Below are 13,408 nucleotides of genomic sequence, written 5' to 3'. Positions count from 1 at the left end.
CCTGCCGCTGAGCGGTGGCCGGGCCCGATCCGCTCGCCTCTACGGCCTCGCCAGCAGGGTGCGGACGCCCTCCGACGTGAGGGTCAGCGGATGCGCGGAGTTCGCGTCGATGGTCAGGGACAGGTCGTCGGCCGGCCACTGCGCGGCGAGTGCGCCCAGCGGGACCAGACGGTAGCGGGAGACGTACGGCAAAAGCTCGGCCATCTCCGGCTCTGAGGTGAAGACGGGCACCACGGGAGCGCCGTCCGGCTGCTCGAGGACCGGCAGCGCCACCACGCTGGAATCAGCGGCATCCTCCTGACCGGCGTCGTCGGGCACCGGCACCAGCACCTCGCTGCTCGCGAGAGTGGCCAGTGCCGCCGTGTCCTCGGTGTTCTCGGCCAGCGCGTCAAGCGCCCGCCGGGCCGGTGTGACGGTGTTGTCGTAAGCGGGAGTTTCCATAAGTGATGATTCCCCTGATAGCGGCGGTCGTGCGGCCCGCGCGGGGCAAGATCGCCCCGAGTGCGGTCCTGCTCGCGTACCCGACCGCAGCCGGAGCATTCATACGGATCTCGACGGATGACGGACGGCTCGGCATTCAGCGTGCCCGGAAGGGCAGCCGCGGGCGCGTGTTTGCGCACGTGTACGTGCCGGCATCAGCAACCCGGCGTCGTCCTCGGTGTCGTCGCCGCCCGCGAAGTAGACGCCGGGTACCCAGCCCACCTGCCGTTGTCCGTCCTCGTACTGCCACCAGTGGTTCCCGGCCGAGCACGCCCGGAAGGTCTCACCCTTCATCTCGGTCACGAACCAGTTGGCGGCATCGCCCTGCCCGGCAGGTGGTCACGGCGTGCGGAGCCCGGAGACGACCGTAGCGGCCTTGCTCCCGGTGCGGCGGGCGGGGCTCCCGGTCAGCGCGGCCGCCAGGGGTGCGGCGTGCGGATGCGGGCTGGTGCGCGGACGCACGTACGAGGGGACGGCGGGCGGGGCACCGGCGACCGGGAGGTACCGGACGTCGGGGTCCGGGTTTCCGGCCGCGACCGAGGCGGGCAGCGCGCCGACGCCGCGGCGGGCGGCGACGGCGTGCAGGGACACACAGGCGATGCCCGCGACCCGGCCTTCGGCGAGGACGCGGACCGTGCCCCGAGCGGTAGAACAATATGGATGGCATGTACACCAATGCCGGTGGTGCATGTGAGACGCACGGGCCGCATGACGGCTGATCGCGACGGTGCCGCCGTCCGAGGTATGCGTCGGGGTCGGCCGGCGCCCGACTCGGCGCGGTTCATCCGGCAGTTGGAGCCGAACGGGAAACCTGCGGCCGCCCCAGTCCACCTGGCGGGCAGCGGTTCGCCGAGACCTCCACCGGGCCCTGCGTGCACCGGCCTTCCGAGAGGCGTGACCGTCGTCATGGACGCATGCCTCTCACGTTCATGACGACGGTCACAGCGAGATGGGCCGTGCCTCGGGTCAAGCCGTCGCGCAGGCCGTTCCGTTGAGCGTGAACGCGGCCGGCGCGGTGTTGGTGGCTCCCTTGTTGGCGATGAAGCCGAGGGTGACCGAGCCGGCGGCCGGAATGGTGGACGTGTAGGACGCGGGGGCGACGCTCACGGTGCCGCCGCTCTGGGTGGGCGTCCCGCCCCACATGTTGTTGACGGTCTGGCCGTTGGCGAAGGTGAAGACCAACGTCCAGCCGCTGATGGCGGCGGTGCCGGTGTTGCGGATGACGATTTCGCCCTGGAAGCCGCCGGACCACTCGTTGGTGGCACGGTAGGCGACGGAGCAGTTCCCGCTCGGGGCGCTGCTCGTGCTGACGTTCACCGTGGCCGAGCGGGCCGAGCGGTTCCCGGCCGCGTCCCGGGCGTAGACGGCGAAGGTGTACGCCGTGGCGGCGGTGAGGCCGGTGACCGTCACCGAGTTGGTGGCGGAGGCGGCGACCTTGGTCTCGGTGCTGCCGCTGACCCGGACCACGTCATAGCCGGCGACGCCGACGTTGTCGGTGGACGCGGTCCAGCCGAGGGCGGCGGAGGTGGCCGTCACGGAGGATGCGGTCGGGGTACCGGGTACGGTCGGGGCCTGGGTATCCCCCGGGTTTCCGCCCCCGAAGACGGTGGCTTCCTCGGAGGTCTGGGCGATGCCGTTGGCGCCGTTGAAGATGCGCTGGCCCCATGAGCTGAGCCGGTCGGAATCGAAGCCGATCGACAGGTCGAGGATCGGGTCGGTGTTTCCGCTCCAGGACCAGGCTAGATAGCCGAGGTCGAGCTGCTCGGCGGTGGCCATCATGGTGTCCTCGTCCGGGTCGCCCCACTGGTCGGCCGGCCCTCCGAACTCGCCGATGAGAATGGGCAGTTGGGCGTCGGCGAAGGCGTTCAGGTAGTCGGTGATCTCCTGGGCGGTGTCGTAGACGCTGTACATGTGGATCGAGAAGATCAGGTTGCCGGTGACGTCGGCGTCGTAGACGGCCTGGGCGTTGGCGCGCATGACACCCTGCCAGTCCTGGCCCCAGTTGGGCGCGTCCACCATGATCGTGTGCTCGAATCCGGCGGTGCGCAGCTTCTTCACCGCCGCGATCGTCGGGTCGGTCCAGCCGGCGGGGTCGGTGTTGCCCCAGGGCTCGTTGCCGATGTTGATGATGACGTAGTTCTCTTCACCGGCGAGGACGTCCTTGAGCCCGATCCAGTAGTCGGCGGCGTGGTCGAGCGTTCCGGCCGCGGCCTCCTCTCCGTAGCCGGTGGTGTCGTGCACCTCCAGTACGCAGATCAGCCGGTTGGCCTTGCACTGGTCGACGATGTTCGCCACGTCGGCAGGGCTGTTCTCGGTCCAGCGGTGGCCGTCGGAGAGCACGACGCGGACGCTGTTGGCGCCCAGTGCCTTGATGTCGGCCAGCGACTGCGTCTCGCCCGGGTACCAGGTGTGCGCGTGGTTGACGCCGCGCATGACGAAGTCGTTGCCGTTGCCCTCCAGCAGTCGGCCGTCACTGATGTGCAGGCCGGTGGCCTGGACTTCGGCCTGCGCCTGGGCCTGGACTTGGGCTTGGGCCACGACGGGGCAGAGGACGCCGAGCACCACGAGGCCGATCAGGGTGGCGAGGCCGGTCAGCAGACGGCCCAACGGGTCCTTTCGTGTCGTGCTTCTTCTCGTTCTCATTGCGACTCCAGGGGGTGAGCGCCGAGAAACTCAGGCATCAGAGGTGTCATGGGAGCGCTCCCATGAAGCCACTATGCCAAGTACACGTCAAGACATCGCGCACGCATCGTCACGTGACGAACGAAGGGGCGCGGCCCCGACCGGGACCGCGCCCCTCACTCACGGCCGCGTCGGATCAGGCCTCGTCCCGCGGCTCACCGGCGCGCCCCTGTGCCCAGCAGCCCGGGCAGCGGGTTGACGAGATCCCCGCTCGGCGACTGGCGCTGGGCGGAGGGTCCGGTCGGCCAGACGGCGGGGCAATGGGTGCCCTTGCGGGGGGTCTTGAGGGTGAGCAGGTAGGTGTCGATGGCGTCACGCGCGCACGGGCTCAGCCAGTAGTCGCCGTGCCCGACACCGTCGTACGTGAGGAACACGGCCTCGCGGCCGATCTGGCGGGCCGCGTTGGAGCCCCAGGAGTGCGGAGTGGCCACGTCGTAACGGCTGTTGGTCACCAGGATCGGCGGAGTGCCGTCGACACGGAGCCGGTGGGGCGGGTTTGTCACCTCGGTCGGCCAGTTCTGACAGCCGGTCAGGTCCGTCCAGGCGAGGGAGCTGAGCCGGGTGACCGGGGCGCGGCGGGCCAGTTCGCGCTCGAAGCGGGCGAGCGTGCCGTACGACCGTACGTCGAAGTCGTAGTCCTGGCACATCACCGGGAGGTACGCGAACTCCGTCGGCTCACCGCGCTTCCCGACGGACCGTGCCGCGGCGGGGTCGGGTGCGTCCAGGTAGGCGAGGTCCTCGGCGAACTGGAACCAGGAGGCCGGGTCGTACATGTAGCCGAAGGCCAGGGACTGGAGGTCCTGGGTGGTGAAGGTGTAGGGCGGGTCACCCGGCAGGACCAGTTCACCCGCGTCGGCCCGCTTGTAGAGCGAGTCGAACAGGGCGCGCGCGTCCTGGTCGTGCAGCACGCAGGAGGCGGTCCGGGCGCACCAGTCGGCGAACTGGCCGTACGACTCCTCCATCGCGATGGTCTCGGTCTTCTGGTAGGCCCACGGGTCGAGGCTGTGGTCCATGTTCGAGTCGATCGTCATCGCGCGGACGCGGTGCGGGTAGCGCTCGGCGTACTGCTGGCCGATCCCGGTGCCGTAGGAGACGCCGTAGTAGCTGATCCGCTTCTCGCCGAGGCCGGCCCGGATCGCCTCCATGTCACGGATGACGCTCGCGGTGTCCATGTTGTCGACGAGTGGCCCGGTGAGGTCGCGGCAGCTCTCACCGAGGGCGCGGTTCGCCTCGCGCAGGGCGGCGAAGGAGGAGGCGCTGTCCGGGTAGAGCAGTGCGCCCTGCTCGGCCACCCGGTCCGCGTCGCACTTCACCGGGTTGCTGAGGCCGACGCCGCGCGGGTCGAAGCCCACGATGTCGAAACGCTCCAGCAGTTCGGGCGAGAAGGAGTCGGGGGCACTGAACGCGAAGCCCACCCCGGAGCCGCCCGGACCACCGGGGTTGATCAGCAGCGAGCCGATCCGGTGCTCGGGGTCGGTGGCCAGGTGGCGGGCGAGGGCCAGGTCGATGGTGGCACCGCCCGGCCACTTCCAGTCCACGGGAACCTTGATGGTGGCGCACTCGAAGCCGCCCTGACCGGAGGGTGATTCACAGGGTGCCCAGGCTATTCGCCCGGGTGACGGCGTCTTGGCCGCGGGCGCCGCGGCGGCGGTTCCGGCGAGCAACTGGCCGAACAGCGCGGTGACCAGGGCTCCGACGGCCAGTCTTCGGCGGCCTGTCGAGCGTGAGGTCGGTGGGGGGTTGGACGGCACGGATGTTCCTCCACGAATCAGGAGTTCACAGACGGATCACAGCATGACCCGAACCTCCTTGCGGGACAAGAAATTTGATGATCCATCAGGTAAGGGTCACCGATGGCATCACGCGTACGCCGGCAAGGGCACGTGCCGGGGGGGTGTCCGCCCACAGGTCGGCGCGTCAACGCCGGCGAGTTGGCAGGTGACCGATTGCGCGCCGTTCCGAGGACGATCGTCCCCCGACACGGCCCCGACCCCCACGCACTCCGATGATCCATCGACTGTGCACGTACCCAACCGACCGCCCACAGGCTCACGCCGCCGACCTGTACGAAATCCCCCCGACACACATATGTACAGCTCTTGTCACCTCCCCTACTGTGAACGTTCACGGAACCAGTTACATGCGCATGCCAAGCTCTGCTCGGCTTCGCACGTCTCGATCAAAGGAGTTCGGGATGACCGTGAACGGTCCAGGTCGCACAGTGAAGGCCGCCCTGCTCATGGCAGCCGTCGCCCTGCCCGCGTCCCTGCTCACCACCCCCACGACCGCCACCGCCGCGGGCACGCTCACCATGCTCGGCGCCGACGTCTCGACCGCGCAACGCGCCCTCGATCTCGGCGCCAAGTACTACGACGCGAGCGGCACCGCCAAGGACCCGCTCGACATCCTCAAGGGCGCCGGCGTCAACTACGTCCGCCTGCGGGTCTGGAACAACCCGGCCAGTGGCTACAACAACAAGGCCAAGGTGCTGGCCTACGCGAAGCAGGTCAAGGCGAAGGGCCTCAAGCTGCTGGTCGACTTCCACTACTCCGACACCTGGGCCGACCCGGGCAAGCAGTACAAGCCGGCGGCCTGGTCCAGCCACAACATCGGCCAGCTGCAGACGGACGTCTACAACTACACCTACGACGTCTGCAACAGCCTCAAGTCCCAGGGCACCACCCCGGACAGCGTGCAGATCGGCAACGAGATCAACGTCGGCATGCTGTGGAACGAGGGCAAGGTGGTGAACAACGACTTCACCAACCTCAGCCTGCTCCTCAAGTCGGGCTACAACGCGACCAAGTCTTGCAACAGCGGCACCAAGGTGATCATCCACACCGCCAACTCGGACAGCGACGCGCATGCCCGCTGGTTCTACGACGGCATCACCGCCAAGGGCGTCAACTGGGACATCACCGGGCTGTCCTACTACTGCCCGTGGCACGGCACGCTGGCCAACATGGGCAGCGTCGTGTCCGACATGAAGTCCCGGTACGGCAAGGACGTGGTCATTGCCGAGACGGCCTACCCGTTCACCTCGGCGAACGCGGACAGCACCAGCAACTCGATCACCTCCGGCTGCTCGGGCTATCCGCTCACCTGGCAGGGGCAGGCCGACAACTTCACGGCCGTGCAGAACACGGCCCGCAACGCCGGTGCGATCGGCGTCTTCTACTGGGAACCGACCTGGTACGCGGTCTCGGGCAACGGCTGGGATCCGGCCGACATCAACAACAGCGGCAACGGCTGGGACAACATGGCGATCTTCAACTGGACCGGCCAGCTGAACCCGAACGTCAAGTGGACACCGTAGCCACCGTCAAGTGGACACCGTAGCCACCGTCAAGTGGACACCGTAGCCACCGTCGAGGTGACACCGTAGTCACCGCAATCCCGTAGCGAACGGCACCGTCTCCGGACGGTGCCGTTCGCGTTGGTGCGGGCGCACGACGAGCGCGGGATCTCCGGCGACCGGTCGGACGAGGCTCGGCGAATTCATCAATGTGAACAAGGATCATGTACGCGACCGTTGACGCGTTCACGGCAGCCCCTTTAACGTCCCGGGAAAGCGCTTTCCCCCGGCCGGACGCAGTTCCCGGCTGCCCGCTCCATTCATGATGCCGAACCGACCACCTCATGACACCCGGAACCGCCCTCTTCACCGAGCGCCTGGTCGGACGAGCCCACCCACCTGGAGATGAATGATGCAACCGAGAGCCGTCATCGCGTCCGTCAGCCTGCTGACCGGCACGGTCGTCGCACTGTCCGGTACCACGGCGCAGGCAGCGTCCACCCGTTATGAGGCCGAGAGCTCCCCGGCGGTCTGCACGGGCACCATCGACTCCGACTGGGCCGGCTACTCCGGCAACGGCTTCTGCAACGGCAACAACGCGGTCGGCGCGTACTCCCAGTTCACCGTGACCGCACCCGCATCGGGCACGGCGACACTGAGCGTCCGTTTCGCCAACGGAACCACCACCACCCGGCCCGCGAACGTCATCGTGAACGGCTCCACGGCCACGACCGCGTCGTTCGAGTCCACCGGCACGTGGGGCGCGTGGACGACCAAAACGCTGACCGTGCCGGTGAGTTCGGGCAGCAACACCATCCGGCTCAGCCCCACCGCCGCCGTCGGTCTGCCCAACATCGACTACCTCGACGCGGAGGTGGGCGGCACCACCACGCCGCCGACGGGCTCCGCGCTGTACGTGGCGCCCGGCGGCACCGACAGTGCGGCCGGAACGCAGGCGGCCCCGACCACGCTCACCTCGGCGATCAGCCGGATCACCCCCGGCGGAACGATCTACATGCGCGGCGGCACCTACCGCTACTCGCAGACGGTCACCATCCCGGCGGGCAACAACGGCACCGCGAGCGACCGTACGGAACTGGCGGCCTACCCGGGTGAGACCCCGGTGCTGAACTTCTCAGCCCAGGCAGAGGACCCGGCGAACCGCGGACTCGCGGTGAACGGCTCGTACTGGCACGTCAAGGGCCTGGTCGTCGAGCGTGCCGGTGACAACGGAATCTTCGTCGGGGGCAGCAACAACATCTTCGAGCGCACGGTGACGCGCTTCAACCGGGACACCGGCCTGCAACTCTCGCGGATGCTCTCCAGCACGCCCAGCAGCCAGTGGCCGTCCAGCAACCTCATCCTGAGCGCGGAGTCGCACGACAACGCCGACTCCGACGGCGAGGACGCCGACGGCTTCGCCGCGAAGCTCACCTCCGGACCCGGCAACGTGTTCCGCTACGCCGTGGCCCACAACAACATCGACGACGGCTGGGACCTCTACACCAAGCCCGACACCGGCCCCATCGGCGCGGTGACCATCGAGGACTCCCTCGCCTACGACAACGGCACCCTCACCGACGGCTCCCAGGCCGGCAACGGTGACCGCAACGGCTACAAGCTCGGCGGCGACGACATCGCGGTGAACCACATCGTCCGGCGCAGCATCGCCTACCACAACGGCAAGCACGGGTTCACCTACAACAGCAACCCCGGCTCGATGACGGTGTCGGACAACATCAGCATCGACAACGTCCAGCGCAACTTCAACTTCGACGCCGGCACCTCGGTGTTCCGCAACAACACCTCGTGCCGCAGCGGCAGCGGCACCAACGACCGGATCATCGGCAGCTCCGACAGCTCCAACCAGTTCTGGTCCGGCTCGAACGGCTCCCGGTGCTCGTCCTACTCCGGGGCGCTGCACTGGTCCTTCGCCTCGGACGGCCGCCTCGTGGTGACCTTCGGCTGATCGAGGGTGTCAGGCCACGACTGCCCGGTGCCGCCCCCTCGTGAAGGCGGCACCGGGCAGTCGGTGGTCGGTCGGTGCCCCGTGGGGGTCTTCCGGGCCAGGGAACCTCCCTGCTCAGGCCTCGGCCGCGGGGAGGGTCACCTCGAAGCGGCAGCCGCCGGGGACGTTGCGCACGGCGGCCCGGCCGCGGTGGGCCTCCACGATGCCCCGGACGATGGCGAGGCCCAGTCCGGCGCCGGCGGGCGGGGTACGGGCATGTGTGCCGCGCCAGCCGGTGTCGAAGACCCGCGGCAGGTCCTCCTCGGGGATGCCGCCGCAGCCGTCGGTGACGGACAGGACCACCCCGTCCAGGGAGCGTTCGGCGGCGACCGCGACCGTGCCGTCGGAGGGGGTCCGGCGGATCGCGTTGACCAGCAGATTGCCCAGCACCCGGCTCATCTCCTTGCCGTCCACCTCGACCGGTATCGGCTCGATGCGGTCGCCGACCAGCATCACCCCGTACTCGCGGGCGAGGGCGTCCGCTCCCGCGAGGGCGTCGCCTACGAGGTCATACACGGAGATGCGGGAAGGAGTCAGGGCGAGCGCCCCGGCATGGATGCGGGAGAGCTCGAAGAGGTCACCCACCATGTCGTTGAGGCGTTCGACCTCCGTGCGCATCTGGCGGAGGTAGCGCTGGGGGTCGGCGGCGACGCCGTCCTCCAGGGCCTCGGACATGGCGCGCAGCCCGGCGAGGGGCGTGCGCAGGTCGTGGGAGATCCAGGCGACGAGCTCGCGTCTCGAGGTCTCCAGGGCGCGCTCGCGATCCCGGGACTCGGCCAGCTTGGCACTGGTGGCGGCCAACTCCCTGCTGAGCGCATCGAGTTCGGCGGTCGCCGGGCCGTCGGGAGCCGCGAAATGACCGCCGTCACCGAACGAGCGGGCGGCGGCCGTGAGCGCCCGGCTGCGGGCGACGACCCAGCGGCCGAGCAGCAGGGCGGTGGCCAGGGAGACGACCGCCGCCATCGCGACGACCGTGGTGACGACGCTCAGGTCGTGCGAGGACAGGAACATCGCCTGCGCCACGGCCAGCGTGCCCGCGAGCATGGCGGTCACGGCCACGGCGGAGACCACGGCGAGGGAGGCGGTCAGCGAGCGTCGCCTGATCAGCCACAGTGTGCCCGCCCCGAGCAGCCCGGCCGTGACGGCGCCGAGGAAGGCGAAGAGGGCGATGAGGAGGGTGTCGCGCATGTCAGACCGCCTCCTCGCGGGGTGTGGCGTCGAAGTGGTGGCCCGCTCCCCGCACCGTCTGGATCAGCCGGGGCCGGGCCGGGTCGTCCTCCACCATGCCCCGCAGCCGGCGCACACGGACGGTGACGGTGGACAGGTCGCCGAAGCCCTGGGCCCACACCTCGCGCATCAGCTCCTCGCGGCTGTGGACGCGGCTGTGGACGCGGTGGTCGCGCAGCAGGAAGGCGAGGAGGGAGAACTCGCGGTGGGTGAGGTCGAGTTCGGTGCCGTTCTTGGTGGCGCGGCGGGCTGCCGGGTCGACGGCAAGGCCCGTCGCGTGCCCGGGGCGGGCCGCGACGGCGGGCCGGCCGGAGCGCGCCACCGACTCGACCCGCGGCACCGGTTCACGGGGGCTGAAGGGCTTGGTGACGTGGTCGTCGGCGCCCACTTCCAGGCCCAGGATCCGGTCGCTCTCGTCGCCGCGGGCGCTGAGCAAGTAGCCGGAGACCACCTCGGCGACGGGCGGGGCGTCATCCACCATGAGGACGCGGCTCGTGCCCACGCGTCCACGCGGAGTGAGCACGGGGCCCGGAGATGCGTACGACTGGTGCATGCCCCCACCTTCCCACCGGCCTCGCTTCCGTACGGCCCGCCCACCTCGATGTCCCTGTTTCGTAAGAACACACGGAGGGGAGCCGGGGAACGAAATGCCTGAAATATGACAAAGAGGGATAATTTCCCTACCGCGGCGACGCGCGATCGCGTCCCCCCACTGAACAGGCAGGTCGGCCCATGCCGAAGAAAACACCCTCGTCCGAGCCCTCACACGGAAAGGGTCCGAGCCGTCATCAGGGCACCGGGCAGCACGGCTGGTCGCCCGATGTGGATGAGACCCGGCAGCAGGACAACCCGAGCGCTCGCCGCTCCTTCGACGCCGGGCAAGCCGGTGCCAAGGGGCGGGGCCGGACGAAGTCCAAAGAGGAGACGAAGTCCGTTCCCGGTGACACGGTCGAAAGCGACAGTTCTCGCGGCGAGGAGTACGGCGGCGAGAGCGAGAAGGGCATGCGGGACACGGGACGCAAGGGCCGCTCCAAGCGCCCCAGCGGCACGAAGGACGCCTCCGCGTTCACCGGCGTGGACCCGCAGGACCCGCCGTCCAAGCGCCGGCCGGGTTAGGGCCCGTCCCGACGGCCGAGGGCCTGACCCGCGGGTCAGGCCCTCGGCCCTCGCGTCGGCAATCAGCAGATCCGCGGCAACTGCTCCCCGATCGGCAGGTCGACCACCCGCGTTCCCCCCAGCCCGGTCCGGGCCACCACCATGCCGGGATGCGTCTCGACGGCCTCGCCGATGATCACGGAGTCCGCACCCAGCGGATGGGCCCGCATCGCCGCGAGGACGGCGTCGGCGTGCTCGCGCGGGACGAAGGCCACCAGCTTGCCCTCGTTGGCGACGTACATGGGGTCCAGGCCCAGGATGGCGCAGGCATTGGCCACGGCCGACGGGACCGGGACGTCGCGCTCCCGGATGACCACGCCCGTGGCCGAGGCCGCCGCGATCTCGTTGAGCGCGGCGGCCAGGCCGCCTCGGGTGGGATCGCGCAGCACGTGCAGGTCCGGGGTGACGGCGAGCATGGCGTCGACCAGGCCGCCGAGCGCCGCACAGTCACTCTCGATCTCCACACCGAATTCCAGGCCCTCGCGGACGCTCATGATCGCCACGCCGTGCACGCCGATGGTGCCGCTGACGATCACGACGTCGCCGGGGACGACCCGCTGAGGACGCAGGTCGACGCCTGCCGGGATGAGGCCGATGCCGGCCGTGTTGATGAAGATCCCGTCGCCGTGGCCGGCCTCGACCACCTTGGTGTCGCCGGTCGCCACCTCGACGCCGGCGGTGCGGGCCGCCGCGCCGAGCGCCTCGGCCACCCGGGAGACGACGTCCAGTTCGACGCCCTCTTCCAGGATGAATCCGCAGGAGAGGTAGGCGGCTCGGGCGCCGCTCATGGCGAGGTCGTTGACGGTGCCGTTGACGGCGAGGTCGCCGATGCTGCCGCCGGGGAAGAACAGTGGCCGCACCACGAAGGAGTCGGTGGAGAAGGCGAGCCGGGCGCCACCCAGTGACAGAGCGGCGGCATCACCCATCTGGGCGAGCGCCGCTCCCCCGTAGGCGGGGGCGAAGATCTGCTGAACCAGTTCGGCGGAGAGCGCCCCGCCGCCGCCATGGCCCATGACGACACGGGGGCGGTCGCGCAGCGGGGCCGGGCACGTCCAGGCCGCGGGGTCCACTGCCGTCGTGGTGAGGTCGGTGGTGTCAGACAACGGGACTCGCCTCCCGGTCCTTGGCGGTGGTCAGGTCCAGACGCCGGTAGAGGTAGTACGCGGCGCAGGCGCCCTCGCTGGAGACCATGGTGGCTCCGAGGGGGGTGCGGGGCGTGCAGAGGGTTCCGAAGGCCTCGCACTCGTGCGGCTTGAGCAGTCCCTGCAGGACCTCTCCGCTGCGGCACTCGGCCGGTTCACGGGTCTGGATGCCTTCGACGGAGAAGCGGTACTCGGCGTCGTGGTCGCGGTACTTCTCCGCCAGCCGCCAGCCGCTGTCGGGGATCACGCCGATGCCTCGCCAGGCCCGGTCGGTGACCTCGAAGACGTCCTCCAGCATGGCGCGGGCGGCCGGGTTGCCTTCCGGGCGGACGGCGCGGGCGTAGGCGTTGTCGACGGTGTGCTCGCCGCGTTCCAGCTGGCGGACGGTCCGGCGCACGCCTTCGAGGATGTCCAAGGGCTCGAATCCGGTCACGACGATCGGCACGCGGAAGCGTTCGGCGAGTTCCGGGTACTCCCCCATGCCCATCACGCTGCACACGTGCCCGGCCGCCAGGAAGGCCTGTACCCGGCACTTCGGCGCCGACATGATCGCCTCGATGGCGGGCGGTACGCGGACGTGGGACACCAGCAGGCTGAAGTTCGGGATGCCCAGGCGGCGCGCCTGATGGACCGTCATGGCGTTGGGGGGTGCCGTCGTCTCGAAGCCGATGCCGAAGAACACCACTTCGCGGTCCGGGTTCTGCTGCGCGATCCGCAGGGCGTCCAGCGGTGAGTAGACGACGCGTACGTCGCCGCCCTCACTGCGCACCTGGAACAGGTCCCGGCCGGTGCCCGGCACGCGGAGCATGTCGCCGAAGGAGCAGAAGATCACGTCCGGACGGGAGGCGATCTCCAGGGCCTTGTCGATGACCTCCAGCGGGGTCACACACACGGGGCAGCCCGGACCGTGGATCAGTTCGACCTCCTTCGGCAGGAGCTGGTCGATGCCGTGGCGGATGATGCTGTGCGTCTGTCCTCCGCAGACCTCCATCAGGGCCCAGGGCCGGGTGACCGTGGAGTGGATGTCGTCGAGGAGCCGGCGCGCCAGTTCGGGGTCCTGGAACTCGTCGATGTACCTCACTTCCGCACCTCCTCGACGGTGTCCTCGCCCGTGTGCCCGGTGGCCGGTCCCGCTTCCGCGGCCAGTTCCCAGGGGTCGCCGAACTCCTCCTGCAACAGGCCCATTTCGGCGAAGAGTTCGAGCGTCTGCTTCGCCGACTCCTCGTCCAGGCGTTGCAGGGCGAATCCGACATGGACGATGGCGTACTCGCCGACCTGGAGGTCGGGCAGGTACTCCAGGCACACCTCCTTGACCACGCCGCCGAAGTCGACGGTGGCCATGCGGGTGCCGTCCCGTTCCTCGATGTCGAGCACTTGGCCGGGTACCGCCAGGCACATGGGGCTCTCCTTGCTGTGGGT

At 69.6% G+C, this 13,408-nt stretch carries 12 protein-coding genes; 3 read left to right on the top strand and 9 right to left on the bottom strand.

The window, feature by feature from the left end:
* Window positions 1-39 precede the first annotated feature (39 nt).
* From ACWBNA_RS10310 to ACWBNA_RS10295, 4 genes are all read right to left on the bottom strand, one after another.
* Entirely contained in the window at window positions 40-441 is a 402-nt protein-coding gene (locus ACWBNA_RS10310) for an SseB family protein (RefSeq protein ID WP_217242573.1), read from the bottom strand.
* Between the two features lie 378 nt (window positions 442-819).
* On the bottom strand, window positions 820-1,071 hold the full coding sequence (locus tag ACWBNA_RS10305; RefSeq protein ID WP_482703951.1) for a hypothetical protein: 252 nt from the start codon (window positions 1,069-1,071) through the stop codon (window positions 820-822).
* Window positions 1,072-1,446: 375 nt separating this feature from the next.
* Window positions 1,447-3,123, bottom strand: a complete 1,677-nt coding sequence (locus ACWBNA_RS10300; protein WP_482703950.1) for a cellulase family glycosylhydrolase — start codon at window positions 3,121-3,123, stop codon at window positions 1,447-1,449.
* Between the two features lie 194 nt (window positions 3,124-3,317).
* Window positions 3,318-4,913 carry an alpha/beta hydrolase gene (locus ACWBNA_RS10295; RefSeq protein WP_482703949.1) on the bottom strand — a complete coding sequence of 532 codons (1,596 nt, stop codon included), beginning with the start codon at window positions 4,911-4,913 and terminating at the stop codon, window positions 3,318-3,320.
* Window positions 4,914-5,356: 443 nt separating this feature from the next.
* Between ACWBNA_RS10295 and ACWBNA_RS10290 the strand changes: the two genes are divergently transcribed.
* Window positions 5,357-6,478, top strand: coding sequence for a glycoside hydrolase family 53 protein (locus ACWBNA_RS10290; RefSeq protein ID WP_482703948.1), 1,122 nt, complete (start codon window positions 5,357-5,359; stop codon window positions 6,476-6,478).
* A 391-nt stretch (window positions 6,479-6,869) separates the two neighbouring features.
* Window positions 6,870-8,426, top strand: a complete 1,557-nt coding sequence (locus tag ACWBNA_RS10285) for a carbohydrate-binding protein (RefSeq protein ID WP_482703984.1) — start codon at window positions 6,870-6,872, stop codon at window positions 8,424-8,426.
* A gap of 114 nt (window positions 8,427-8,540) precedes the next feature.
* Here the strand turns inward: ACWBNA_RS10285 and ACWBNA_RS10280 are convergent, their stop codons facing one another.
* Together ACWBNA_RS10280 and ACWBNA_RS10275 are read right to left on the bottom strand one after the other, a co-directional pair.
* A complete protein-coding gene (locus ACWBNA_RS10280) occupies window positions 8,541-9,653 on the bottom strand; it encodes a sensor histidine kinase (RefSeq protein WP_482703947.1) in 1,113 nt (370 codons plus the stop codon).
* 1 nt (window position 9,654) lies between these two features.
* Window positions 9,655-10,245, bottom strand: coding sequence for a response regulator transcription factor (locus tag ACWBNA_RS10275; protein WP_482703946.1), 591 nt, complete (start codon window positions 10,243-10,245; stop codon window positions 9,655-9,657).
* A gap of 179 nt (window positions 10,246-10,424) precedes the next feature.
* Here ACWBNA_RS10275 and ACWBNA_RS10270 point away from each other — a divergent pair, with 179 nt between their 5' ends.
* Complete coding sequence (locus tag ACWBNA_RS10270; protein ID WP_482703945.1) at window positions 10,425-10,808, top strand: hypothetical protein; 384 nt, start codon at window positions 10,425-10,427, stop codon at window positions 10,806-10,808.
* Window positions 10,809-10,870: 62 nt separating this feature from the next.
* On the opposite strand, the gene hypE is transcribed toward ACWBNA_RS10270, so the two are convergent.
* Genes hypE through ACWBNA_RS10255 form a run of 3 tightly spaced genes read right to left on the bottom strand, consistent with a single transcriptional unit; the run spans window position 10,871 to window position 13,387 of the window.
* Window positions 10,871-11,950, bottom strand: a complete 1,080-nt coding sequence (hypE, locus tag ACWBNA_RS10265; RefSeq protein ID WP_482703944.1) for a hydrogenase expression/formation protein HypE — start codon at window positions 11,948-11,950, stop codon at window positions 10,871-10,873.
* Window positions 11,943-13,070, bottom strand: a complete 1,128-nt coding sequence (hypD, locus tag ACWBNA_RS10260) for a hydrogenase formation protein HypD (RefSeq protein ID WP_482703943.1) — start codon at window positions 13,068-13,070, stop codon at window positions 11,943-11,945. Before hypD ends, hypE begins: the two co-directional genes overlap by 8 nt.
* The gene (locus ACWBNA_RS10255; RefSeq protein WP_482703941.1) at window positions 13,067-13,387 is read right to left on the bottom strand and encodes a HypC/HybG/HupF family hydrogenase formation chaperone; all 321 of its coding nucleotides are present in this window, start codon (window positions 13,385-13,387) and stop codon (window positions 13,067-13,069) included. The genes hypD and ACWBNA_RS10255 overlap by 4 nt, the downstream gene beginning before the upstream one ends.
* Between the last annotated feature and the right edge of the window lie 21 nt (window positions 13,388-13,408).

The sequence above is a fragment of the Streptomyces sp. Q2 genome (assembly GCF_056820935.1).
Note: the sequence above shows the minus strand (reverse complement) of the source record. Positions and strands in the feature narration are given on the sequence as shown.

Excerpts from the sequence above, each read along its gene's own strand:
- ACWBNA_RS10255 (WP_482703941.1), bottom strand. The coding sequence starts at position 13,387 with ATGTGCCTGGCGGTACCCGGCCAAGTGCTCGACATCGAGGAACGGGAC.
- ACWBNA_RS10290 (WP_482703948.1), top strand. The coding sequence starts at position 5,357 with ATGACCGTGAACGGTCCAGGTCGCACAGTGAAGGCCGCCCTGCTCATG.
- ACWBNA_RS10310 (WP_217242573.1), bottom strand. The coding sequence starts at position 441 with ATGGAAACTCCCGCTTACGACAACACCGTCACACCGGCCCGGCGGGCG.
- ACWBNA_RS10270 (WP_482703945.1), top strand. The coding sequence starts at position 10,425 with ATGCCGAAGAAAACACCCTCGTCCGAGCCCTCACACGGAAAGGGTCCG.
- ACWBNA_RS10280 (WP_482703947.1), bottom strand. The coding sequence starts at position 9,653 with ATGCGCGACACCCTCCTCATCGCCCTCTTCGCCTTCCTCGGCGCCGTC.
- ACWBNA_RS10275 (WP_482703946.1), bottom strand. The coding sequence starts at position 10,245 with ATGCACCAGTCGTACGCATCTCCGGGCCCCGTGCTCACTCCGCGTGGA.
- ACWBNA_RS10300 (WP_482703950.1), bottom strand. The coding sequence starts at position 3,123 with ATGAGAACGAGAAGAAGCACGACACGAAAGGACCCGTTGGGCCGTCTG.
- ACWBNA_RS10285 (WP_482703984.1), top strand. The coding sequence starts at position 6,870 with ATGCAACCGAGAGCCGTCATCGCGTCCGTCAGCCTGCTGACCGGCACG.